Origin of the sequence: Streptomyces sp. PTY087I2 (assembly GCF_001687325.1) — a bacterium.
Classification (GTDB): domain Bacteria; phylum Actinomycetota; class Actinomycetes; order Streptomycetales; family Streptomycetaceae; genus Streptomyces.
In genome coordinates, this window is the sequence record NZ_LZRD01000014.1 from 34,403 (window position 1) to 58,652 (window position 24,250).

Genomic DNA, 24,250 nt, shown 5'->3' on the forward strand with positions numbered 1-24,250 from the left:
AACGTGTCCTCTTCTCACGGGAGCGGTCAGACGCCGAGCGTGGCTCCGCCGTCTACGGTCAGGTCGTGCATGGTGATGTGCGCGGCCCGCTCGGAGAGCAGGAACAGCACGGCGTCGGCGATGTGGCCGGGCTCGGCGATCCGCCCCAGCGGGATGCCGAGCCGGTAGGCGGCGGGCACCCCGTCCACGGAGGCCCGTTCGGCGGCGTCGCCCTGGAGGGCGGTGAGCATCGGGGTGCGGGTCGATCCGGGCGCGACCACGTTGCAGCGGATGCCGTGGGGGGCGAGTTCCAGACCCAGGCACTTGGTGAACATGGCCGAAGCCGCCTTGGAGGCCGCGTAGGCGGCCATGGACATACGGGGCGTGGCCGCCGCGTTGGAGGCGATCGTCACGATCGAGCCGCGCCGCCGCGGCACCATGACACCGGCCACCGCCCGGCTGGTGTGGAAGACGCCGCCCGCGTTGACCGCGAAGGTGGTGTCCCAGTCCGCGTCGCTGAGTTCGGCCGCGGGTCCGCTGCGGAGCACTCCGGCGGCGTTGACCAGGTTCTCGATCGGGCCGAGCTCGGCCTCCGCCTTGGCGACCGCCATGTCGACGTCCTTGCTGACGGTCACGTCCGCGGGGACCGCGAGCACCCGGGCCCCGGCCGCGCTGAGTTCGGCGGTCAGCTCCCACAGGGCCGGGACGTCCCGGTCGACGAGTCCGACCGGCAGCCCGGCGGCCGACAGGGCGCGGACGACCTCGGCCCCAATGCCGCCGGCGGCTCCGGTGACCAGGGCGACGCCGGACAGCGGGGCGCTCATCGGGTCCACCCCCCGACGACCCGTCCGACGACCTCGCCGGGGATGCCCAGCTCGCGGGTGGAGAACGAGGCGAGCGCGTCCAGGTAGCGCTCCTGGAGTGCGCTCTCGTCGGTCCCGACGCTCCGCCCCCCGGACAGCAGGGTGCGGCCGCCGACGATCACCGTGTCCACGTCGGCCGAACCGGCCAGCCACAGGAAGCCCTCCAGCGGGCGGGGGTTGAGCAGATAGCGCCAGTCGTCCGCCCGTACCAGGACGAGGTCGGCCTGCTTCCCCGCTTCCAGGCTGCCCACGGCGTCGTCCCACCGCAGTCCCTTGGCCGCGATCCTGGTGCCCATCGCCAGCGCGTCGGTGGGCAGCACCTCGGTCTGGTCGGCGCTCATCTCGTTGTACATCTGCCAGGCGGCACGCATCGTCTCCGCGATCCCGGCGCTCGGCATGGAGGAGCCGTCCGTGGACAGCGACACGTCCAGTCCCTGCCGGCGCAGCGCGGGCACGACGCCCGTCTCGGTGAGCGAGGACTCGCCGGAGGGGCCGTATTTCCCGGGGGAATGGCTGATGTGGGCGCGGCCCGCGACCATGAGCTTCTGCTCGTGCTCGTCGAGGAAGGCGCAGTGGCCGGCCATCAGCCGCTCGTCGACCAGGCCGTGTTCGGCCAGCCGACGGACACCGGTCTGCCCGTAGTACGTGCGCATCAGCGCGACCTCGTTGCGGAGCGCGCCCACATGGGTGGCGAAGCCCAGGTCGTGCCGGGCGACGAGGTCGGCCATGCCGCGCGCCAGTTCGTCGGTCATGTTGGTGACGTAGGCGATGCTGGGGCGGAACCGGATGCGGCCGGAGGTGTCCCGGGCCGTCAGCTCCAGCAGGTCCTCGGCCTGGGCGAGCACCCCGTCCGTGTCCCGGGTGCGGACGAAGCGGCTCTGGTCGGGCGGGCAGATCGCATCACTCGCCCAGGTGCTCGCGGAGAAGCGGATGCCCAGGTCCTGTGCGGCGGCGACCATGGAGTGCGGGCGGTTGAGCGAGCCCATGTCGCCGAGGGTGGTGACGCCGCCGCGCAGCTGGGTCCACATCGAGTAGGCGGCGATGGCCTGCGCCTCGTCGGGGGTCATCGCGTCGATGAGGCCGTCGAACCGGTCGAAGGTGGCGGATATCTGGTGCATGTCGCCGCCGCCGCCCATGAACGCGACCTGGTCCTCGCGGTCGGACACCGGGCGCAGGGCGCCGCGCATCGGGAGACGCATGGCGAACATCTCGTGCCAGTGCGCGTTGACGAAGCCGGGCAGGACCATCATGCCGCGGGCGTCACGGCGGCCCAGGCCCGCCCGCTGTTCCGGGGTGAGGGCGGCGACGGCCCGCTCGACGTCGGCGGCGGAGCCGACGGCCGCGATCGCCCCGTCCACCACCAGGACGGCGCCTCCGGGGTACACGCTCTCCTCGGCGTCCGCGGTGTAGACGGTACCGCCGGTGATCAGCTCGGCGCTCATCGGCCGGTCCCCGATTCGACCGCCGGTGCGCCCGTCACCGCGGCGAAGTGGGCGATCCAGCCGTTCAGGGTCGGGGCGGCGACCAGGGCGTCGAACTGGGCCGGGACACCGCTCTTGCGCCAGCGGCTGATGAGCCGCATGATCTCCAGCGAACTCAGGCCGAGCACCACGAGGTTGGCGTCGGGGTCGATCTCCGCCGGGTCGATGCCCAGCAGCGGCGCGAGGGTCTCGCGCAGGTCCTGCTCCGTCGGGTTCGGGGACTTGTCCACGTCAGCCTTCCTGCTCGGACGCCGCGGATGCCGCAAGCGCCTTCTTGTCGACCTTGCCGAGAGGGGTGAGGGGCAGCTCGGGCACGTAGCGCACGGCGTCGGGCAGTTTGTAGTCCGCGACTCCACGGGCGTGCACGGCCTGTTTGAGGTCGGACAGCGACCGTTGCGGCCCGTCCGCGACGATGAACGCGCTGATCCGCTCGCCGAGGAACGGATCGGCGACCCCGATCACCGCGGCCGCGGCGATGCCGTCGAGCGCCAGGAGGTGGTCCTCCACCTCGCCCGCGGAGATCTTGTCGCCGCCCCGGATGATCATTTCCTTGATCCGGCCCTCGATGACCAGTTCACCGGCCTCGGTGAGCCGGGCCAGGTCGCCGGTCCGGTAGAAGCCGTCGTCGGTGAAGGCGCGCCGGTTGTACTCGGGCACGCCGTAATAGCCGCGCAGGGTGTAGGGGCCCCGGGTGATGAGTTCGCCCACGGCTCCGGCGGGGAGCGCGGCGCCGGTCTCGTCGACGATCCGCAGTTCGTCGGCGTCCGAGATCGGCCTGCCCTGTGTGGTCAGCACCGACTCGGCCGGATCGTCGGGCCGGCTGAAGGTCAGCAGCCCTTCGGCCATCCCGAACACCTGCTGGAGCGAGCACCCCAGGGTGGGGGCGATGCGTGCCGTGAAGTCGCGCAGCATGCGGGCTCCACCGACTTGCAGCAGCCGCAGGCTGCCGAGGTCGTCCTCGCTCCACTCCGCGGCCTCCAGCCACAACTGCACGATGGAGGGCACCATCGCGGTGACGGTGACGCCGTGGCGCTCGATCAGGGGGAAGCAGTCCAGGGGGTTGGGGGTGTCGGCGAGCACGGCTGTGCCCCCGGTCATCAGCGTGCCGATCACACCGGGGCACCCGTAGGCGAAGTTGAACGCGACGGGGAGCACGGCGAGGTAGGTGTCGGCGGCCGACAGCTCACATACTTCGGCGGCTCGCCCGGCCTGGTACACGTAGTCGTCGTGGGTGCGCGGGATCAGCTTGGGCAGGGCCGTCGTGCCGCCGGAGAGCAGGAAGAACGCGACGTCGGACGGGTCGGGTTCGGGCAGCGGCCGGGGGTCGGCGGTGGCGGCCTCCAGCTCGGCCACGGTGACGAAGCCCTCGTCCTTCGCCCCGAGGACGAAGAGCGAGCGGAGCGTGTCGCAGTCCTCCAGGACCTTGCGGGCCGTCTCCCGGTGGTCGAAGCCGCGGTGCTCCTCCGGCAGGACATAACCGGTGGCGCCGCTGAGCTCCACGAGGTGGCTGATCTCGGTCTCCCGGTGCGCGGGGAGGGAGAAGACGAGCTTGGCGCCGATCCGCATCAGCGCGAAGGAGATCGCCACGAACTCCGGCACGTTGGGCAGCTGGACCACGATGCGGTCGTCCGCCCGGACGCCGTGCTCCAGGAAGCCGGCGGCCAGCCGGTCGGCCCAGGTGTCGAGTTCGGCGTAGCTGATGCGCCGGTCGCCGTGGATCAGCGCCGTGTCGGAGCCGTACCTGCGGGCGGCGTCGCGCAGCACCGTGCCGAGCGTCTCACCGCGCCAGAGGCCCTGTTCGCGGTAGCGCTGTGCCACATCGGGCGGCCAGGGGGTGCATCCGGCAAGCATGGGGGGCTCTCCTCACTCGGCTTCGGGCGCGGACTCGGTGATGCGTACGACGGCGGCGCCCGCCTCCATACCGGTACTGGCGCCGATCAGCAGGACGTTGTCGCCGGGGCCCACCTCGCCCCCGCGCCACAGGTGTTCGAGGCCGAGGAACAGGTCGGCGGCCCCGGTGTGCCCGACCGTGCGGACGTACTCCCAGACGTTCTTCTCCTCGGGGAGGTCCAGCGGCAGCAGGAACATCGCCTCCAGCGCCGGCCGCGCGAAGCCGACGTGGCAGACGCGGCTGATCTGGTCGAGAGTGAGACCGGCCTCCTTCAGCGTGCGTTCGGCGATCTCGGCGACCCGGTCGCCGAAGTTCTTGATCGGCGGGGCCTGGCCGGCGGCCCACTGCTCGCGGACCTTCTCGGCCCGCTCGGAGAAGTTCAGCCCCCTCCCCCGGGTGACGCCCGGCGGGAAGAGGTCCTCGCCCGCCCGGTGCAGGATCTCCATGGAGGAGTCGGACAGCGAGCCGACCGCGAGCAACTGCGCGAATCCGGAGCGCCGGGAGAGCACCACGGCCGATCCGGCGTCGGCGAGCACGAAGAGCCCGGAGGCCTGCCAGCGCCGCACCCCCGGCGTGGAGTAGTTGTCGCCGGTCGTGACGAGCGCCGCCTCGTGCGTGGGGTTGGCGATGAGCCGGTTGGCCGCGGCCTCCACCGAGGCGAGCATGCCGAGGCAGCCCTGTTTGATCTCCACCGCGGGGATCGGACGGTCGAGGGTGTTCTTGAGGACGTAGTGTCCGGCCGACCAGCCGTCGGGCCCCTGGTGGTAGGTGTAGCTGTGCAGCAGGATGCCGAAGTCGTCCGGTGTGTGGCCCGATCCGGACAGGGCGGCGCGCGCCGCGTCGACGGCCATGTCGGGGGCAGGCGTCGACTCGCTGACGGCCGCGGAGAGCATGCCGGAGGATTCCCTCGCCTCCTCCTCGTACAGCCCCTCCGCTACTGCGCGTTCGGCCGGGTACAGGGGCGGCAGGTGGCTGCCGATCCCGGCGAGATACAGGTTCTCGGTCCTCATCGCGCCGACTCCTTCGTGGTGGGTGGCCTTGGCCGCAAGCACAACAGCTGCGGCGCCGGGCCCTCATGAGTAGGCGGTACTCAACACCCCCTCGGGCGCCGCCCGGGGCGAGAGGCGCTGGGCAGCGCCGATGCGTCGCGCCCGGCGCCCGCCCGCACGCGACTTGAGTACCGACTACTCGGGCGCGCCCCGGTTCCCGGTGCTGTGCTGAGCGCCTAGCCGCCGCGCGCCGCAGCTCGCGGCCCAGGGCACAGACGAGGGAGATCCGATGCCGTTGCCGCGTCCGGAACCGGGCGACTGGTCCAGCCCCGCCGAACTCGCGAAGCTTCAAGAGGCCGAGCTGCCCAGGGTGCTCGCGCAGGCGATGCGTTCGCCCTTCTACACCTCCCGCTACGCGGGCCGCGCGGCGCCGGCCGAGGCGGCGGACTTCGCCGGGATCGAGCTGACCACCAAACAGGACCTGCGTGATCACTACCCGTTCGGGATGCTCGCCGTCGACCGCGAGAAGCTCGCCACCTACCACGAGTCCAGTGGTACGTCGGGCGAGCCGACAGCCTCGTACTACACCGACGAGGACTGGGCCGATCTGGCCGAGCGCTACGCCCGCAAGTGGGTCGGCATCACCCCTGCGGACACCTTCCTCGTCCGCACCCCCTACGGCCTGGTCATCACCGCCCACCTCGCCCAGGCCGCCGGACGGCTGCGCGGAGCCACCATCGTGCCGGGCGACGCCCGTTCACTGACCACGCCGCTCCCCCGGATGATCCGGGTGATGCGCGACCTGGACGTCTCCCTCACCTGGTGCAACCCCACCGAGATCATGATGCTCGCCGCCACCGCGAAGGCGGCCGGGCTCCGCCCCGAGAAGGACTTCCCCGCCCTGCGGGCGATGTTCACCGCCGCCGAACCGCTCACCGAGGTGCGGCGGCGCCGGATCAGCGAGATCTGGGGCGGTATCCCGATCGTCGAGGAGTACGGCTCCACCGAGACGGGCACCATCGCCGGCCAATGCCCTCAGGGGTCCCTGCACCTGTGGGCGGACCGCGCGGTCTTCGAGGTGTGGGACCCGCGGACCGGGACGCTCTCCGCCACCGGTCGCGGCCAGCTGGTGGTGACCCCGCTCCACCGCGAGGCCATGCCCCTGCTGCGCTACAACCTCGCCGACGACGTCGAGGTCACCGACGGCGGCTGCGCCTGCGACTGGGTCCTGCCCACGGTCCGGGTACTGGGCCGGTCCGGCGCGGGCTATTCCGTGGGAACCGGCACGGTCACTCAGCAGCGCCTGGAAGAACTGGTGTTCAGCCTGCCCATCGAGTACGACGTGATGTTCTGGCGGGCCATGGCCCACCCCGGCCTGCTGCGCGTCGAGTTCGAGGCGCCGGACGCCGTACGCGAACGGGCCGTCAAGGAGCTGACCCGGCTGATCGACCGCGAGCTCGGCGTACCGCACGAGATCACCGGACTCCCGCTCGGCACGCTGGTCCCCACCTCGGCCCTCACCGCCCAGCGCGACATCCTCAAGGCCCGCTATCTCTTCGGCGAGGGCGAGGACTGGGACAAGGCGGTCATGTACGCATGATCACCGAGCCGCACCCGGCCCCGGTCCACGTTCGCCCCACCGGCCCCGGCCCAACTCCCCTCGTCCCCCTGTCGTCCGCAGCGGACGACTCCCCGACCCGTGAGCGGTGACCCATGGTGAGTGATCCGACCTCTCTGCCGCCGTCCCCCGACGAGCCGATCGCCGTCGTCGGCATCGGCTGCCGCTTTCCCGGCGGCATCAACTCCCCGCAGGACTTCTGGACGTTGCTGACGGACGAGGTCGACGCGTCCGGACCGGTGCCCGAGGACCGCTGGGCCCCGCAGCGCGCACGGTCGCGGGAGAACGCGGCCGTCCTGTCGCGCGTGATCTCCAACGGAGCCTTCCTGGAGGACATCAGCGGTTTCGACGCCGCGTTCTTCGGTATGTCCGCCACCGAGGCCCGCCAGCTCGACCCGCAGCAGCGGATGGCGCTGGAGGTGGCCTGGGAGTCCCTGGAGCACGCCGGCATCCCTCCGACGAGCCTCGCCGGCACCGACACCGGTGTCTTCATCGGCGTGGGCACCGACGACTACGGCCGCAGGCTGCTGGAGGATCTGCCCGGTGTGGAGGCCTGGACCGGGATCGGCTCCTCGCTGTGCGGGGTGCCCAACCGGATCTCCTACACCCTCGATCTGCGTGGCCCCAGCCTCGCCGTGGACACGGCCTGCTCCTCGTCCCTGGTCGCCCTGCACCAGGCGTGCGCCGCCCTGCGCGCCGGCGAGGTGCCCCTGGCGCTCGCGGGCGGGGTCATGCTGATGGCCGGACCGGGCCTGACCACGGTCCTCGACATCGCCGGGGCCATCTCCCCGGACGGCCGCTCCAAGGCCTTCGACGAGGCCGCCGACGGCTACGGCCGCGGAGAGGGCTGCGGGGTTCTCGTCCTCAAGCGCCTCAGCGACGCCCGACGTGACGGCGACCGCGTCATCACGCTCGTCCGCGGCAGCGCGGTCCACCAGGACGGCCGCACCGACGGCATCATGGCTCCCCGGGCGACCGCACAGGCGCATGTGCTGCGCAAGGCGTACGCCGCGGCCGGCATCACGCCCGGCGAGGTCGACTACGTCGAGGCGCACGGCACCGGTACCAAGGTGGGCGACCCGATCGAGGCCGCCGCGCTGGCCGAGGTCGTGGGCGACCGGGCCGCGGGCCGCGGGCCGTGCCTCATCGGGTCCGTGAAGACCAACATCGGCCACTGCGAGTCCGCCGCCGGAGTCGCCGGGCTGATCAAGACCGCGCTCGCCATGCAGCACGGCGTCATCCCGGCGACCCTCTCCGTCGACGGGCCGCGCCGGGACATCCCGTGGGCCACCTCCGGCCTGCGCCTGGTGGCCGAGGCGACTCCCTGGCCCGTGACCGGACGGCCCCGGCTGGCCGGAGTCGCCAGTTACGGCTACGGCGGGACGATCGCCCACGCCGTGCTGGAGCAGGCCCCGGCCGAGGCACCCGGCTCCGGCCCCGCCGGACAGGACACCGAGGTCACCGCCGGGCGGCCGGGCGCCGCGCCGCCGCTCACCCTCCACCCCGTCTCCTCCGCCAACCGCGCCGGTCTCGCCGCACAGGCCGCCCGGCTGGCCGGGGCCGTCGGTGCGCACCCGCTCCAGGACGTCGGCCACACCCTCGCCCACCGCCGTGCCCACCTCGCCGAACGCGCGGCCGTCGTCACCGGCGACCGGGACGAACTCACCGCGGCCCTGACGGCGCTGGCCGCCGGTGAGACGCACCCCGCCCTGGTCACCGGCGACGCCTCCGGTCCGGTGCGGGCCCCGGTCTGGGTGTTCTCCGGACACGGCGCGCAGTGGTCCGGAATGGGCCGCGAACTCCTGCGGGACGAACCGGCGTTCGCCGCCGCCATCGACCGGCTCGGCCCCGTCTACGCGGAAGAGCTCGGGCTGACTCCGCGCGAGGTCCTCACCGACGGCGACCTCGGCTCGGTCGACATCATCCAGTCCATGCTCTTCGCCATGCAGATCGGCCTGACCGCGGTCTGGCGGCACTACGGCGTCGCCCCCGCCGCGATCATCGGCCACTCCGTGGGGGAGATCGCCGCCGCCGTGGCGGCCGGTGTGCTGTCCGAGACGGAAGGAGCCCGGCTCGTCTGCCGCCGCTCCACGCTGCTGCGCAAGGTTGCCGGGATCGGCGCCATGGTCATGGTGGACCGGCCGTTCGACGAGGTGTCCGACCACATCGGCGACACCGACGCCCTGTGCGCCGCCATCGCGGCCGCTCCCGCCTCGACCGTGGTCGCCGGCGACATCCCCGCCGTCGACGCGGCCGCCGAGCGGTGGACGGCCCTCGGCTGGACCGTCCGGCGGGTGGACTCCGACGTCGCCTTCCACAGCGCTCACATGACGGAGATCAGTGCCGATCTCGTCCTGGCCGTGGCCGACCTCGAACCGCGCGACGCCCGCGTACCGCTCTATCTCACCGCCGTCGACGACCCGCGTTCCGGACGCCGGCAGGACGCCTCCTACTGGGCGGCGAACCTGCGCAACCCGGTGCGGTTCGCCGACGCGGTACGAGCCGCCGTCGAGGACGGGCACCGGACCTTCCTGGAGATCTCCGCGCACCCCGTCGTCAGCCACTCGATCACCGAGACCACGGCCGGCTCCCCGGGCGCGCTGGTGGTCCCGACCCTCCGCCGCAACAAGCCCGAGCGCGCCACGCTGCTCACCGCCCTGGCACGGCTGCACTGCTCCGGTGTGCCGGTGGACTGGCCGGTGCTCCACCCCACGGGCCGGCGCGCCGAACTGCCCGCCACCGCCTGGCAGCACGAACGGCACTGGGTCGACGCCCGGGAGACCGCCGAGTCGCCCGTCGACACCCTGCTCGGCACTCCGACGGCGGTGCACGCCTCCCGGTTGCGGGTCTGGCACACGACGCTCGACCTGAAGACCCGGCCCTACCCGCGCCGCCACCCCGTCCAGGGCACCGAGATCATCCCGGCCGCCGTGCTGGTGAACACCTTCCTGACCGCCGGCCGGACCGATGTGCTGAGCGATCTGCGGCTGCGGCAGCCGGTGGTGGTGCCGCAGGAGGAGACCCGGGAGATCCAGACCGTCCTGGACGACACCGGGCTGCGGCTCGTCTCCCGCAAGCTGGGCGCACCGGACAACGCCTGGTCCACGCACACGCTGGCGGACGTCGGCGGCGAGCCGGCCGTCGAGCCGATAGGCGACGTGAGCGCGCCGGAGCGGGTGGACCCGGGCCATGTGATCGAGCGGCTGGCCGAGCTCGGCGTGGCCGACATGGGCTACCCGTGGCGGATCGAGGAACTGCGCCGCGGGGAGGGCGTCCTGACCGCCGTGGCCACCGCGGAACTCGACCGCAGCTGGGCCGCCGTGCTGGACGCCGCCCTCTCGATGGCCTCGGTCGTCTTCACCGGCCCCGGTGTGCTGCGCATGCCCGCCCACATCGACCACGTGAGCCGGTCCGGCCCGCCGCCCCGCAGAGCGGCCATCACCGTGACGCTCGACGCGGAACGTCCCACCACCGTGCACGTGGACATCCGCGGGCTCGCGGAGGGCCGGGACGGCGCCGAGTCGGTGTTCGCGCTGCGCGGACTGCGCTACGGCGAACTGGACGGCAGCCTCTCCGGCGAGGAGCGGAGCACGAGCGGCCGCTTCGACCTGGAGTGGCAGCCCTTCCCGGTGAACGCCGGATCGCGTACCGCCCTGCCCGGCCGGACGGTGCTCGTGCTGGGCACGGAACAGCTCGCCCGCTCCCTGGTGTCCGCCTGCGCGGGGCAGGGGGCCACCGTGAGCGTGGACGCGACCGCGCTCACGGACGCCGACCATGTGCTCTACGCGCCCGCGGACCGGGATCCGGAGGCCACCGCGGTCGAGTTCACCCGGCTCGTCGCCGAGGTCGCGGCGCTGCCCGGCCGCAAGCCCCGCCTGTGGTGCCTGACGTCCGGGGTGCGCGAGGCGGCCTCCGTGGACCACCTGGGCGGCTCGCCGCTGTGGGGCATGGGCCGGGTCGCGGCGAGTGAGCATCCCGAGTTCTGGGGTGGCGTCGTGGACGTCCCGACGGGTCCGCTCAGCGAGGAGTCCGCCACCCTGCTGCTGGACCTGCTCCCCCTGCGCCCCCAGGAGCCGGTGCTCTCCCTGGCCGACGGCGCCGTCCAGGCGCCCCGCCTGGTCCCCTCGGCCCCGGCGGCGGACGAGGAGCCGTTCGGCTGCCGGGCCGACGGCACCTACCTGATCACGGGCGGACTCGGGGTGCTGGGCCTCGAACTGGCCGAGCATCTCGCCCAGCGGGGAGCACGCCGGATCGTGCTGCTGGGCCGGAGCCCGCTGCCACCGCGCCCCCACTGGTCCGACGAGGACCGCCGGGTCACCGCGGTGCGGCGGCTGGAGTCGGCGGGCGTCACGGTGGTCACGCTCGCCGTGGACATCACCGACCGGGAGGCGACCCGGCAGGCGCTGGACCGGCTCGAACTGCCGCCGGTCCGGGGCGTGGTGCATGCGGCGGGCACCGTCCACAGTGCGATGCTGCACCGGCTGGAGGCCGACGCCCTGCGCGAGGTCATGCGGCCCAAGGTCGAGGGAGCCCGGGTCCTGCACGAACTCTTCCCGCCCGGCGACACGGACTTCTTCGTCCTCTTCTCCTCGGCCGGCCCGCTCCTGGGCCTGCCGGGTCAGGGAGCCTACGCCGCGGCCAACGCCTATCTGGACGCTCTCGCCGCCCACCGGCGGTCCGGCGGCGCCCGGGAGTCCGTATCGATCGCGTGGACCAGCTGGCGCGGGATGGGCATGGCCACGGCGGCGGAGGCGACCGATGTCGAACTCGCCGCCCGCGGTGCTGCCGACATCGCCCCGGACCGGGCGCTGCGCGCCTTCGACCAGATCGCGGCAGGGGCCCCGGGACCGCTGGTCACCGTGCTCGGGCTGCTCCGCGACCACCAGGGCCCCCGGCCCGCGCTCCTGGCGGAGCTGGCACAGGACGACGCGGGCCGGCCGGCCGAAGTGCCGGACTGGGTGGGCCTGTCGGGCGAGGAACTGGCGGCGTATCTGCTCGACGACGTACGCAGCCGGGTGGCCGCGGTCCTCGGGCTGCGGCCGGACGCGATCGGGATACACCGGCCGCTGACGGAGGCGGGCGTCGATTCCCTGCTGGCAGCGGCGGTACGGGTGGCGCTGGAGCGTGACCTCGGGGTCGCCCTGCCGGCCACGCTGCTGTGGAACTACCCGACGGTGAGCGAGATCGCGGGCTTCCTGGCGGGCGTGCTGGCGACCCGCGCGCCGGACGAGTCGACCGCCGGAACGCGGCGTCACTGAGCCGCCGCGCCCACCGGAAAGGACCGTGCCCCGGACGTCTCGTCCGGGGCACGGTCCTTTCCGGTCCGCGACCAGGGCTCAGCCCTTGAGGAGCGCTTCCGCACCGTCCAGGGAACGCTCCACCGTCAGGCGGAAGAACGCCAGGTCCTGCTCGGCCGTGTCCTTGCTCCTGGACAGCGCCTGCTCGCCGGCGGCCGCCAGCCCCGGCCGGTCCTTGTCCTGCGCGAACGCGGCCATCGTGCGGCCCATGTCCGCCCGTGCGCTCGGGAAGAAGCTCCCCCGGTCGTCCTCCACCGCCACCAGCATGAAAGCGCTGTTGAGGAGGTACCGGTAGATCTCGGTGGCCCGGCTCCCGAAGCCCGCCGCCTGGAGCACCCTGATGCCGGCGTCGATCGTCGCCAGCGCGGACGGCACGTTCGGGCCCACCACCACCAGGCGGCGCGCGACCCCCGGATACTCCTTCAGGACGGCACGGCCCTCGAACATGAGCTGACGGAACCAGTCCCGCCAGGGAACGTCCGCTCCGGGGACGGGAATCCGGCCGACAATCCGGTCCGTCACCGCCATCACGACCGCTTCCCGGTCCCCCACGTGGTGGGCGACGACGCCGGGCCAGACGTCGAGCCGGGTCGCGATCTGCCGGATCGACCAGCCGTCGAGGCCGTGCTCCGCCGTCAGGTCGACCGCCGCGTCGACGATCTTGTCCGCGGTGATCGGCGGAAGGCCCGCCGAGGCACGCGACCGGCGGCGCGGAGCGGATTCGGGCACACGTGGAGCTGATTCGGGCATGGCTGAAACCTAGCGGTTGGGTGAGCTACCAGGGAGTCCGGCACTGGAGACCCTTGACGCCCGGCGACCCGCAGGGCGTAGAGTCAGCCTAACCTATTAGCCACTGTCTAACACCGGCTCGTACGGGCAGGCCGACGGCGTCGCCCCGTCCGGTGCGGGCCGAAAAACACACCCCACGTCCGGCCCCGAAGGGCCCGTGGGTCCACCCCCCCTGTTCCTCCTTTTCTTGAGAGGCACCGCGCCATGCGCAAATGGATGCCGCTGCTGGCGGTCTGCCTGGGCACGTTCATGCTGTTGATCGATGTGACGATCGTCAGCGTCGCCCTCCCGCAGATGACGGACTCGCTCGACACCTCGTTCACGGCCCTGCAATGGGTGGTCGACATCTATGTCCTGGTCCTCGCGGCCCTGTTGATGGCCATCGGCTCCCTCTCCGACCACGTCGGATCCCGCCGCGTCTATCTGATCGGGCTGGCCCTCTTCGCCGCCGCCTCGCTCGCCTGCGGCCTCGCCGACAGCAGCGCCCAGCTGATCGTCGCCCGAGGAGTGCAGGGCCTGGGCGCCGCGGCGATGTTCGCCACCAACACCGCCCTGCTGGCCGCCAATTACCAGGGCAAGGACCGCGGTATCGCGTTCGGCCTGTGGGGCGCGGTCAACGGCGCCGCGGCCGCCGCCGGGCCGATCCTCGGCGGCCTGCTCACCGAGCACGTCAACTGGCGCTGGATCTTCTTCGTCAATCTGCCCGTCGCGGCCCTCGCGCTGATCATCGGCCACCGGCACCTCAAAGGCTCCCCGTCCGGAGCCGGACGCCGGATCGACGTACCGGGCACGGTCGGCTTCACAGCGGCCGCGACCCTGCTGATCTTCGCCCTGATCCACGCGGGCGAGGACGGCTGGGGCTCGAACACCACCCTCACCCTCTTCGCCGGGAGCGCGGTCGCGCTGGCCGTCTTCCTCCTGGTCGAGAAGGGCAGGCAGGACCCGATGCTGGATCTGAAGCTGCTGCGGTCGCCCTCGTTCGGCGGGCTCATGGCGGGCGCGGTGGTCTTCAGCGCCGCCGCCTTCGCCAACCTCGTGTTCGTCTCCGTCTGGGCCCAGTCCGTGCTCGACCTCAGCCCGGTCGAGGCAGGTCTGATCCTGATGCCGCTGAGCGGTATGTCCTTCGTGGCCGCCGGACTGGCGGGCCGGTTCCTCTCGTCGGCCGCCCCGCAGTGGCCGATCGGCGCCGGCCTGCTCCTGATCGGTCTCGGCACCCTGCTGGAGATGAGGCTGACCGCTACGTCCGGCTGGACGGCGCTGCTCCCCGGCATGCTGGTGACCGGTGTCGGAGTCGGCATCGCGTCACCCATCCTCGCCTCGGCCGCCCTGGCCGCGGCCCCGGCGAACCGAGCGGGCATGGCGGGCGGCGCGGCGAACACCTTCCGGCAGCTCGGCTTCGCCATCGGTATCCCGGTGGTGGGCGCCATCCTGACCGGCGCGATCGGGCGGAACATGGCCGACAGCGGTCTGTTCTCCGACTCCGACTCGGCCGCGGAGCTGGTCACGGGCGGCCAGTCGGCACGTCTGCTCGCCGAACTGCCCTCCGGAGCACGGGAGGCGGGAGAGCGGGCGATCGAGCAGGCCTACGCCGCCGGGCTCGACCGGGCCTTCCTGGTGAGCGGAGTCGCGGCGGTGCTGGCAGGCGTCCTCGTGCTGATCCTCGTACGCAGGACACCCGTCCCGTCGGACGTGGCAGAGACCCGGCGGGACATCAGCCCGCGGCACACGGCAGAGGGCCCGAAACCTGTCGCCTGATGGTCATTCACCGACGCGGGAACAAGAGAGTAGTTGCGGATTGGACATTCATTCCGCACCATCACCTTCCCCGGAATGATCGCTTCCGCTAATCATGCGCAATACAGTGACGGGGAGCGAACCCTAACAGCGAGTTCACTTCCGACTTCGCCAATCGGCTTACGGTGGGGACATAGTTGAGAACTATACGAGGTTCCGAACTACGCACCGCACGGCAAAAGGCTGGTCTGACCCAGGACGAGGTGGCACGCAAAGCATCCGTGAGCGTGCGGACCATACGCCATATCGAGCACGGCCACGTCAAGCCTCGGCACGAGACGTTGACACGTATCGCCGAAGTCGTCGGCTGGCAGCCCCCGGGAGGCACGGACACCTCCGGCCTCCCGGCCTCCGGACCCTGCACCCAGGAGATCCGGCTGCTCGGTCCCCTCTCGGTCCTGAGCGGCGACCGGTCCGTGCCGATACCGCGCAAACAACGCGTCCTGCTCGGCCTTCTCGCCGTACAGCCGGACCGCATGGTCAGCCACGAGGAAATCGCGGACGCGCTCTGGGGCGGCGAGCCCCCGCCCGCCTATCCGCAGTTACTGCACACCCATGTGGCCCGGCTGCGCCGGATCGTCGACCCGCCCCCCGGACACGGCTCCACCGACCGGAGAATCCACACGGTCCGCGGGGGATACGTCTTCAACAGCGCGGGCGTACGGGTGGATCTGTGCCATTTCGAGGACCGTGCGGCCTTGGCCCGCCGGACCGCGGCGAACGACCCACAGGGCGCGCTCGAGCTCTACGGACAGGCCCTGAGCTGCTGGCAGGGCCGGCTGCTGCACGACATCCCCCAGCTCTGGCATCACCCCGCGGTGGTGCGCGTCGCCCAGCGCCACATCGACGTGGCCATCGAACTGGCCGATCTGGCCCTGCGGCTGAAGCGGTCCGCCTTCGCCGTGGAGCACCTCAGGATCGCCTCGTACGAGGAACCGCTGCACGAGCCGCTCCAGGCCTACATCATGCTGGCGCTCGCCGCTTCCGGCCGCCGGGCGGCCGCACTCCACCTCTTCGCCGAACTGCGGACACGGCTCAAGGAAGAACTCGGCGTCGAGCCGAGCGACGACATCAGACAGGCGCATCAGGCCGTCCTCCGCCAGAGCGGGGGAGGCGAGCGGGCCTCCCCTCTCGCGAACGCCACCCCGCCCGCCGGGCTCCGGCTTCTCGACGCGGCGTACCACGCCACCGCGGACCTTCCGGCCCAGCAGGCCGCAAGCGCTTTCGGCCCCTTCCCGGCCATGGGGGTGCCGGCCCAGCTCCCCCCGGATTCCGCGCCCTTCACCGGAAGAAGAAAGCAACTGGCCGCCCTGGACGGCCTGCTGGAACACTCGCGGCACAAGAACGGCTCGCTGGGCATCGCGGTCGTGCACGGGCCCCCGGACATCGGCAAGAGCGCGCTGGCCGTGCACTGGGCGCACCAAAGGCTCGACGACTTCCCCGACGGGCAGCTCTACGCCAGTCTCCAGGGCAGCATCGATCCCGGGCACCGGACGGTGACCCCGGCCACGGTGCTGACCGGATTCATCCGCTCCCTCGGCGTACGCGACGACTGGCTGCCCGACACCACCGAGGAGGCGACCGCCCTCTTCCGGAGCCTGCTGGCCGGCCGCCGCTTCGTCGTGGTGCTGGACGACATCGCCGACGCGTCCCAGGTCCGCCACCTGCTGCCGGGCACACCGGGCAACGCGGTGATCGCCACCAGCCGGTCCCCGCTGGCCGACCTGACCACTCGGGAGGGCGCGCTCTCCCTGCCCCTGGGCGCGCTGACCGCGGACGAGGCACACGAACTCATCGTGACGCACCTGGGCGCCGAGCGCGCGGAGGCCGAGCCCGGGGCCGCCGGAGAGCTGGCGGCGGTCTGCGACCATCTGCCGCTCGACCTGCGCAGGTCCGTCGCCCGGCTCGCCGCGGCACCGGACAGGCCGATCTCCGAGTTCGTCGCCGAACTCCGGCGGGGAACGCGGGAACCGAACAACCTGTACCCGTTCCAGTCCCGGGAGCGCTCATCGGCCACCCGTCGGGACGACGGTGAAGACCGCCGGAAACGGAGCCTGACATGACCGCTGACAGCCTTACGGCAGGCTGACAGCACTTTTCATCGCCCCGCCCCGCCGCACTTCACCGCAGCTCAGCGAGTCAATTGCACCGCGAGCGGCGAGGAGTTCCTTCACCAAAAGCATTGCTCGGCCTTTATACAAGCGGAGTTCGGTTGCTCCGGAACGAGTGCCCACCTAGGGTCACGGAACGCAGGACGATCCCGGTCGGCACCGTTCCGGGCTCCACCTGCCGCCCTTCGAAAGCCTCCACTCGTGAGGCGCCCGGCGGGGAATTCACCGAAGTCCCCGCCATGGGCAATAAACTGCTTGGAGAGGATGGGAAATGGCGAAGAACATATCGGCCGAGGAAGCCCAGAAGTGGCTGATCGAGGAGATCGCACAGCGGGTCGGCGTGGCACCTTCCGAAGTCCCGGCCGATCAGTACTTCGACGAGCTCGACCTCGACAGCACCCAGGCGCTCATCATCGCCGGTGAGATGGAGTCCTGGCTCGGGTTCGAGCTCGGCACCACCGCCCTCTGGTACCACCCCACCATCGAGGCCCTCGCCGCCCACATCGCCGAGGAGAGCCAGAAGCACACCGCCGCGGCCTAGGCCGCCCGGCACTCCGGCCGCCGCCCGCCCGATCTCGGGCAGAACCCGCGAGGCGCGAGGCCCGTACCGCACGACCGGCCCGGCTGCCCCCACCGGCAGCGGCCCCGCACCTGTACCGAACCGGCCCGCCCCCGCCGACGGCCGCTGCTCCGCCATGAGCAAGCAGCCGGCCCGTCCGTCTGCCGGGGCCCGCCCCCGCCCCGTTTCCGGCCTCCCCTCGGCCTCTCGCGCCGACGGCCGGGGCGACGCGCCCCGAAGTCCCTGTTCGCCCAGATCCAGAGAGACTTGCCGTGAACTCTTCGCAGGAATCCGACCTCGACCGTCGGCTCGCCCGGGACCCCATCGCCATCGTCGGCCTCTCCGCGCTCTACCCCAAGTCCAGCAACGTGCGGGACTTCTGGGCGAACGTCGTATCGGCCGCCGACTGCATCGACGATGTGCCCGCAGGCCACTGGGACGTGGACGAGCACTACGACCCCGACCCCACGGTGCCGGACAAGACGTACTCCAAGCGCGGTGGCTTCATCCCCGACGTCCCCTTCAACCCGCTGGAGTTCGGCCTGCCGCCGAACACCCTGGAGGTGACGGACGTCCTCCAGCTGCTGAGCCTGGTGGTCGCCCGCGATCTGCTCAAGGACGCCGGCGCCGAGCAGCCCTGGTACGACGCGTCCCGCACCGGCGTCGTCCTCGGCATCACCGGCGCCAACCAGCTCACCCAGCCGCTGACCGCCCGCCTCCAGAGCCCGGTGCTCAAGGAGGTCGTCCGCAGCTGCGGTCTGTCCGACCGGGACGCCGAGGAGATTGTCGCCAAGTTCCGTCTGGCGTACGCCCCTTGGGAGGAGAACTCGTTCCCCGGCATGCTGGGGAACGTGGTGGCGGGCCGGATCGCCAACCGGCTCGACCTCGGCGGCATCAACATGACGGTCGACGCCGCCTGCGCGAGTTCCCTCGGCGCGGTCCGCACCGCCGTCAGCGAACTGCTCGAAGGCCGCTCCGACACCATGCTGGTGGGCGGCTGCGACGCCGAGAACACGATCTTCATGTATCTCTGCTTCAGCAAGACGCCCGCGCTGTCGAAGTCCGGGCAGATCCGCCCGTTCGACAAGGACGCTGACGGCACCCTGATCGGCGAGGGCATCGGGATGCTGGCACTGCGCCGGCTCTCCGACGCCGAGCGCGACGGCAACCGGATCTACGCGGTGCTGCGGGGGATGGGCACCTCCAGCGACGGCCGCTTCAAGTCCATCTACGCCCCCCGCAAGGAGGGCCAGATCGTCGCGCTGCAACGCGCGTACGAGGACGCGGACTGCTCCCCCTCCAGCGTCGAGCTGTTCGAGGCGCACGGCACCGGAACCGCTGTCGGGGACGCCACCGAGCTCAGCGCGCTGTCCGCGGTCGTCTCCGAGGGCAACGACCACCAGCAGTACGCGGCCGTGGGCAGCGTCAAGTCCCAGATCGGGCACACCAAGGCGGCCGCCGGAGCCGCGGGCCTGATCAAGCTGGCGCTCTCGCTGCACCACAAGGTCCTGCCTCCCACCATCAACGTGTCCGAGCCCAACCCCACCATCGGCTTCACCTCCGGTCCGTTCTACGTCAACACCGAGGCCCGCCCGTGGATCCGCGACCCGGAGCGCCCCAAGCGCCGGGCCGCGATCTCCTCGTTCGGCTTCGGCGGCACCAACTTCCACATGGTCCTGGAGGAGCACGGCGACGGCGACGACCTGAAGGTCTCCTTCCCCGTCGCCTCGGTCCATCTGTGGCACGCGCCGGACCCGGCGGCGCTCACCGAACTGCTCGCCGCGGGCGCGCCCGCGACCGGTGGGCCGGCTCCGGAGGGTCACGCCCGGATCGCGCTGGTCGCCCGTACGGAGAACGAGCTGACCACCCTGCGGGAGCTGGCCCTCGGCGAACTGCGGACCCGTGGCGACGCCGACGCCTGGTCGCACCCCAAGGGCCTGCACTACCGGCGCCGCGCCGCGCGGACCGGCAAGGTCGGTGCGCTCTTCGCGGGCCAGGGCAGCCAGTACACGAACCTCGGCAGCACCGCCGTTCTGGCGGTGCCCCCGCTGCGGGCCGCCTTCGACCGGGCCAACGTCCTGGTGCCCGGCGAGACGCCGCTGTCCCGGGTCGCCTTCCCGCCGCCGCTGTTCGGGGCCGATGTCCGGGCCGCGCAGGAGGCCGCGCTCCGGGCGACCGCGTACGCACAGCCGGCCATCGGGGCCCTGTCCGCCGGCCAGTTCCGCTACCTGGGCGAACTGGGGCTCACCGCCGAGGGGTTCCTCGGCCACAGCTTCGGCGAACTGACCGCGCTGTGGGCCTCGGGCGCGCTCGACGACGACGCCTTCTTCACGCTCGCCCGGGCCCGGGGAAGGGCCATGGCACCGCCGCCGGACCGCGGATTCGATGCCGGGGCGATGGCCGCGGTCTCCGCCCCGGAGGAGCGGGTCGCCGAGCTGCTCGCCGACCGGACCGATGTGATCGTCTGCAACCGCAACGCCCCCGACCAGATCGTCGTCGGCGGCCCCACGGACGAAGTCGACCGACTGGTCGCCGCCGCGGGGGAGGCGGGCCTGCGGGCGAGCCGGCTGCCGGTCTCCGCGGCCTTCCACACCCCGTTCGTCGGCCATGCGCTCGACGCGTTCCGCGCCGACGTCGAGCACGTCGAGATCGGCCGTCCGAACGGCACCGTCTTCGCCAACACCCAGGGGGCCGGCTACGGCGAGGACGTCGCGGCCAACCGCAAGGTCCTGACCGAACAGCTCATCCACCCGGTGGACTTCGCCGCCCGCGTGGAGGAGATGTACGCCGCCGGGTTCCGCGTGTTCGTGGAGTTCGGGCCCAAGAACATCCTCACTCAGCTGGTACGCCGCATCCTCGGCGACCGGGAGCACTGGGCGGTGGGGCTGGACGCCGGCCCGGGACGCGACGCGGACGTCGCGCTCAAGCAGGCCGTCGCTCAACTCGCCGTTCTCGGCGTGCCGTTGGAGACCAGCGACCGCTACGTCGCCGCACCGCCGACGCCGGAACCCGCCAAGGGCATGTCCATCCTCCTGAACGGCATCAACTACGTCTCGCCCGAGCGGCGGGCCGCGTACCGCGATGCGATCGACAACGGTTACCGGATCGCCTCCCCGGCCCTGCCGTCGGCGGACGTCTCTCCGGCGCTCCCCCCGACACCGCCACCGGCCCGGCCCACGACTCCGGCTCCCCGCCCCGCGGCGCTGCCCGTCACGGCCGCGGCCGCCCCGGTCCCCGCCGCGACCACCGCGACCGCCACGGCCCTCCGCCCCGCAGCGGTCGCGGCCCCGGCCCTGCCCGCTCCCGCGCCCGTACCCACTGCCTTGGAGACACCTCACGTGGACAGTGATCGCCTTTCCGGTCTGGTGGCCGACCACCTCGCCCTGCACGACGACTACCTCACCGGCCAGTTGCAGAGCGCGGAGCGGTTGGCCGGGCTGCTGGAGCGTGCCGCCGTCCAGGGGCAGGTCGACCAGGTGCTGGCCGGTGTGAACGCCGTCAAGGAGCACGGCCTGGACATCGGCCGCAGCCATCTGCGGGCCAACGAGATCCTGCGTGACCTGGCCGGCCTGGAGTTCGGCGTCGCGCCCGCAGCGGCGACCGGTACGGCCGCGCCGCAGGCCCTGCGGACCCCGTCGCCCCAGCCCGCCCCGCAGGTCTCGGCCCCCGCGCAGATCGCCCCGGCCCCGGCCCCGGCCGCCGTGCCACAGCCACAGCCGCTGCCGACGGCCCCGGCGGCTCCCACGCCGGAGCCCGTCGCTCCCCCGGCGGCGCCCGCACCCGCGGGACTCGACGCCGCGACCGTACAGACCGCGCTCCTCGACGTTGTCGCGCTCAAGACCGGCTACCCCGCCGACATGCTCGAACTCGACATGGACATCGAAGCCGACCTCGGCATCGACTCCATCAAACGCGTCGAAATCATGGGCATCCTCCAAGAACGCTTCGCCGGAGCCATCACCGCAGGACCCGAACAACTCGCAGAACTCCGCACCCTCCGACAAATCGTCGAATTCACCAGCACCACCACCCCCACACCAACCGCAACCCCCACGCCCACACCCACACCCACACCCACAGGACTCGACGCCACAACCGTACAAACCGCACTCCTCGACGTTGTCGCACTCAAAACCGGCTACCCCGCCGACATGCTCGAACTCGACATGGACATCGAAGCCGACCTCGGCATCGACTCCATCAAACGCGTCGAAATCATGGGCATCCTCCAAGAACGCTTCGCCGGAGCCATCACCGCAGGACCCGAACAACTCGCAGAACTCCGCACCCTCCGACAAATCATCGAGTTCACCAGCGGAGCAGCCCCGACCGCCCCGGCCGACAGCCCCGCGACGGACACCGCCGCTCCCGCACCGGTCGGCCAGGACGCCGCCCCGGCCGGTGGCGGGACAGGCCGGGCCCAGGCCGCGCTCGTCGCGCTGCCCACCCCCGACCAGCTGGTCGGCTGCTTCGCCGAGGGTTCGGGTGCGCTCGTCGTCGACGACGGCTCCGAGCTCGCGCCGCCGCTCGTCCAGCGCCTCATCGAGTCCGGACGCCATGTGCACGTCCTGCGGCTGCCCGGAGTCGCCCAGCGCATCACCGGGGTCAAGGACCACGCGCTGTCCGGCTGGGGCGTGACCGAACTGGCCGAGCGGATGGAGAGCATCCTCGCCGACCGGGTCAGCGTCGTCCTCGACCTGACCGCCGCCCGTGAGGGCGACTGGTACGACGGAGTCCGGCGGCTCACGCACACGCTGCTGGTCGCCAAGCACGCCGTCGCACCGCTGACGGCCGCCGCCGCCTCCGGCCGCGCCGCCTTCGTCACGGTCACCCGGCTCGACGGCGCCTTCGGGCTCGGCGGCGTCTCCGAGGACCTGGTCCCCGCCGGCGGCCCCGGCGGACTCGTCAAGACCCTGGCCGTCGAGGCCCCCGAGCTGTTCTGCCGGGCGGTCGACCTCGCCCCGGCCCTCAGCCCGGAGGCCGGAGCCGACCTCCTGCTCCCGGAGCTGAGCGACGCCGTCACCGAGACGGTCCAGGTCGGCCTCGACGGCAGCCGGCGCATCGGCCTGACGCTCGCCGAAGAGCCGCTGACCGCCTCGGACCCGGCGACCGCACCCGTCCTGAGCGGTGACGACCTCCTTGTCGTGACCGGCGGCGGACGCGGCATCACCGCCGCGTGCGTCATCGAGCTGGCCCGGCGGTATCAGCCGGGCCTGCTGCTCCTGGGCCGCACTCCGCTGGAGGACGAACCGGCCTGGGCCCAGGGGGTGGACGCCGCGGCGCTCAAGGCCGCCGCGGCCTCCCAGCTGAAGGCCACGGGCGAGAAGCCGACCCCCAAGCGGGTCGAGCAGCTCTACCGGGACGTCGTCGGCGCCCGGGAGATCCGCGCCACCCTCGCCGAGGTGAGCGCCGCGGGCAGCCGGGTGGAGTACCTGGCCGTGGACATCACGGACGCCGCGGCCACCGCCGCCGCGCTCGCCCCGCACAAGGACCGCGTCACCGGACTGGTGCACGGCGCGGGAGTCCTCGCCGACCAGCTGATCGCCAACAAGAAGGCGTCCGAGGTCGAGCGGGTCTTCGCCCCCAAGCTCGCCGGGCTGCGCGCGGTGACCGCCGCGCTGAACGCCGACGCCCTGCGCCACCTCGTGCTGTTCTCCTCGGTCGCCGGGTTCTTCGGCAACCGGGGGCAGTCGGACTACGCCATGGCCAACGAGGTGCTCAACGCCTGGGCCTCCTCCTGGAAGCAGCGCCACCCCTCGGCCCACGTCACCTCCATCAACTGGGGCGCCTGGGACAGCGGCATGGTGTCCCCGGAGGTCAAGGCGGTCTTCCGGGAACGGGGCATCACCCTGATCCCGCTGGACACCGGCGCCCGGCTGTTCGCCGAGCAGTTCGCCCCCGACCGGGCCGGTGACGTGGTCACGGTCCTCGGCCCGACGTCCCCCCTCTCGGCCCCCGAACGGACCGTCGCCGCCGTCACCCGCGTGGAGCGGCCGCTGGCCGCTCTGGAGAACGAGCCGATCATCGCCGACCACGTCATCGGTGACGCGCCGGTGCTCCCGGCCGTCGTCGCCCTCGGCTGGATGATCGGCGCGGCGGAGCGGGTGCACGGCGCCGAGATCCGCCAGGTGAGGGACTTCTCCGTGCACAAGGGCATCGTCTTCGACGGCTCCCAGCCCGAGGCGGTCGACCTCGAACTGGCCGTCGACGACGACGTGGTGCGCGGAGCCGTCCGGTCCGTGGACGGCCGGGGCGCCGTCCGTCCGCACTACGGAGCGGTGCTCGACTTCCGGGCCACGCTCGCCCCGGTCTCCCCCGGCGCCCTGCCGGCGCCCGGCGGCGGCCGGCCCGCCGACGCCCTCTACGGCGACGGCACCCTCTTCCACGGACCCTCGCTGCGCGGAGTGCGCCGGGTCCTCGCCGAGGACGAGAGCACCCAGCGACTGGTGCTGGAGTGCGAGCTGACCGAACACCGCACGGCGGGAGGGGCGTTCGCGGGCAGCCGGTTCGCGCCCGGCACGGCGGACCTGCTGCTCCAGGCGGGCCTGGTCTGGGTCCGGATCTTCCGCGGCACCGCCGGCCTGCCCCTGTCCGTGGGCCGCGCGGATCTGCACCGCGCGCTGCCCGACGGTGAGCCCTTCCTGGTCGTGGTCGAGCCCGGCTCCGCCCCCCGGGGCACCGGCGCCTCGCTCACCATCACCGCGTGCACCCCGGGCGGAGAGGTGATCACCCGGCTCGAGGACGTGTCCGTGGTCTCCGCACCGCAGTTGGCGGCCAAGTTCATCAGCGGCTGATTCCCCCTTCGTACCCGACGCAAGCGATCGGGTCGGCCCGGACGGCGCCTCCCGCGCCGTCCGGGCCGGCCCCGCCCCTCAGAAG

General features: G+C 72.4%; 12 protein-coding genes. 6 read left to right on the top strand and 6 right to left on the bottom strand.

The features are described from left to right. Positions 1-26 precede the first annotated feature (26 nt). From A3Q37_RS17060 to A3Q37_RS17080, 5 genes are read right to left on the bottom strand one after another with little or no spacing between them, the layout of a single operon-like run. Complete coding sequence (locus A3Q37_RS17060) at positions 27-803, bottom strand: 2,3-dihydro-2,3-dihydroxybenzoate dehydrogenase (RefSeq protein ID WP_065485543.1); 777 nt, start codon at positions 801-803, stop codon at positions 27-29. Continuing rightward, on the bottom strand, positions 800-2,284 hold the full coding sequence (locus tag A3Q37_RS17065; RefSeq protein WP_065485288.1) for an amidohydrolase family protein: 1,485 nt from the start codon (positions 2,282-2,284) through the stop codon (positions 800-802). The genes A3Q37_RS17060 and A3Q37_RS17065 overlap by 4 nt, the downstream gene beginning before the upstream one ends. After that, positions 2,281-2,553, bottom strand: a complete 273-nt coding sequence (locus A3Q37_RS17070) for a phosphopantetheine-binding protein (RefSeq protein ID WP_079137835.1) — start codon at positions 2,551-2,553, stop codon at positions 2,281-2,283. Before A3Q37_RS17070 ends, A3Q37_RS17065 begins: the two co-directional genes overlap by 4 nt. A 1-nt stretch (position 2,554) precedes the next feature. Beyond that, positions 2,555-4,174 (bottom strand): (2,3-dihydroxybenzoyl)adenylate synthase, encoded by a 1,620-nt coding sequence (locus A3Q37_RS17075; protein ID WP_065485293.1) that lies wholly within the window; start codon positions 4,172-4,174, stop codon positions 2,555-2,557. A gap of 12 nt (positions 4,175-4,186) precedes the next feature. After that, on the bottom strand, positions 4,187-5,224 hold the full coding sequence (locus A3Q37_RS17080; protein ID WP_065485296.1) for a ketoacyl-ACP synthase III family protein: 1,038 nt from the start codon (positions 5,222-5,224) through the stop codon (positions 4,187-4,189). 268 nt (positions 5,225-5,492) lie between these two features. On the opposite strand from A3Q37_RS17080, the gene A3Q37_RS17085 reads away from it, so the two are divergent. Both A3Q37_RS17085 and A3Q37_RS17090 read left to right on the top strand, forming a co-directional pair. Next, entirely contained in the window at positions 5,493-6,803 is a 1,311-nt protein-coding gene (locus A3Q37_RS17085) for a phenylacetate--CoA ligase family protein (RefSeq protein ID WP_065485298.1), read from the top strand. 113 nt (positions 6,804-6,916) lie between these two features. Further along, positions 6,917-12,079, top strand: a complete 5,163-nt coding sequence (locus A3Q37_RS17090) for a type I polyketide synthase (protein WP_065485300.1) — start codon at positions 6,917-6,919, stop codon at positions 12,077-12,079. Positions 12,080-12,157: 78 nt separating this feature from the next. Here A3Q37_RS17090 and A3Q37_RS17095 read toward each other — a convergent pair whose 3' ends face one another. Then, a complete protein-coding gene (locus A3Q37_RS17095) occupies positions 12,158-12,868 on the bottom strand; it encodes a TetR/AcrR family transcriptional regulator (protein ID WP_065485301.1) in 711 nt (236 codons plus the stop codon). Positions 12,869-13,111: 243 nt separating this feature from the next. Between A3Q37_RS17095 and A3Q37_RS17100 the strand changes: the two genes are divergently transcribed. The 4 genes from A3Q37_RS17100 (at position 13,112) to A3Q37_RS17115 (ending at position 24,165) form a co-directional block, all read left to right on the top strand. Further along, positions 13,112-14,662 (top strand): MFS transporter, encoded by a 1,551-nt coding sequence (locus tag A3Q37_RS17100; RefSeq protein ID WP_079137837.1) that lies wholly within the window; start codon positions 13,112-13,114, stop codon positions 14,660-14,662. A gap of 176 nt (positions 14,663-14,838) precedes the next feature. Then, positions 14,839-16,764, top strand: a complete 1,926-nt coding sequence (locus A3Q37_RS17105; protein ID WP_079137838.1) for a BTAD domain-containing putative transcriptional regulator — start codon at positions 14,839-14,841, stop codon at positions 16,762-16,764. Between the two features lie 319 nt (positions 16,765-17,083). Next, a complete protein-coding gene (locus tag A3Q37_RS17110) occupies positions 17,084-17,353 on the top strand; it encodes an acyl carrier protein (RefSeq protein ID WP_065485305.1) in 270 nt (89 codons plus the stop codon). 290 nt (positions 17,354-17,643) lie between these two features. After that, the gene (locus A3Q37_RS17115; RefSeq protein WP_065485307.1) at positions 17,644-24,165 is read left to right on the top strand and encodes a type I polyketide synthase; all 6,522 of its coding nucleotides are present in this window, start codon (positions 17,644-17,646) and stop codon (positions 24,163-24,165) included. The last annotated feature ends 85 nt before the right edge of the window (positions 24,166-24,250 follow it).

Excerpts from the sequence above, each read along its gene's own strand:
- A3Q37_RS17060 (WP_065485543.1), bottom strand. The coding sequence starts at position 803 with ATGAGCGCCCCGCTGTCCGGCGTCGCCCTGGTCACCGGAGCCGCCGGC.
- A3Q37_RS17065 (WP_065485288.1), bottom strand. The coding sequence starts at position 2,284 with ATGAGCGCCGAGCTGATCACCGGCGGTACCGTCTACACCGCGGACGCC.
- A3Q37_RS17075 (WP_065485293.1), bottom strand. The coding sequence starts at position 4,174 with ATGCTTGCCGGATGCACCCCCTGGCCGCCCGATGTGGCACAGCGCTAC.
- A3Q37_RS17080 (WP_065485296.1), bottom strand. The coding sequence starts at position 5,224 with ATGAGGACCGAGAACCTGTATCTCGCCGGGATCGGCAGCCACCTGCCG.
- A3Q37_RS17085 (WP_065485298.1), top strand. The coding sequence starts at position 5,493 with ATGCCGTTGCCGCGTCCGGAACCGGGCGACTGGTCCAGCCCCGCCGAA.
- A3Q37_RS17090 (WP_065485300.1), top strand. The coding sequence starts at position 6,917 with ATGGTGAGTGATCCGACCTCTCTGCCGCCGTCCCCCGACGAGCCGATC.
- A3Q37_RS17095 (WP_065485301.1), bottom strand. The coding sequence starts at position 12,868 with ATGCCCGAATCAGCTCCACGTGTGCCCGAATCCGCTCCGCGCCGCCGG.
- A3Q37_RS17100 (WP_079137837.1), top strand. The coding sequence starts at position 13,112 with ATGCGCAAATGGATGCCGCTGCTGGCGGTCTGCCTGGGCACGTTCATG.
- A3Q37_RS17110 (WP_065485305.1), top strand. The coding sequence starts at position 17,084 with ATGGCGAAGAACATATCGGCCGAGGAAGCCCAGAAGTGGCTGATCGAG.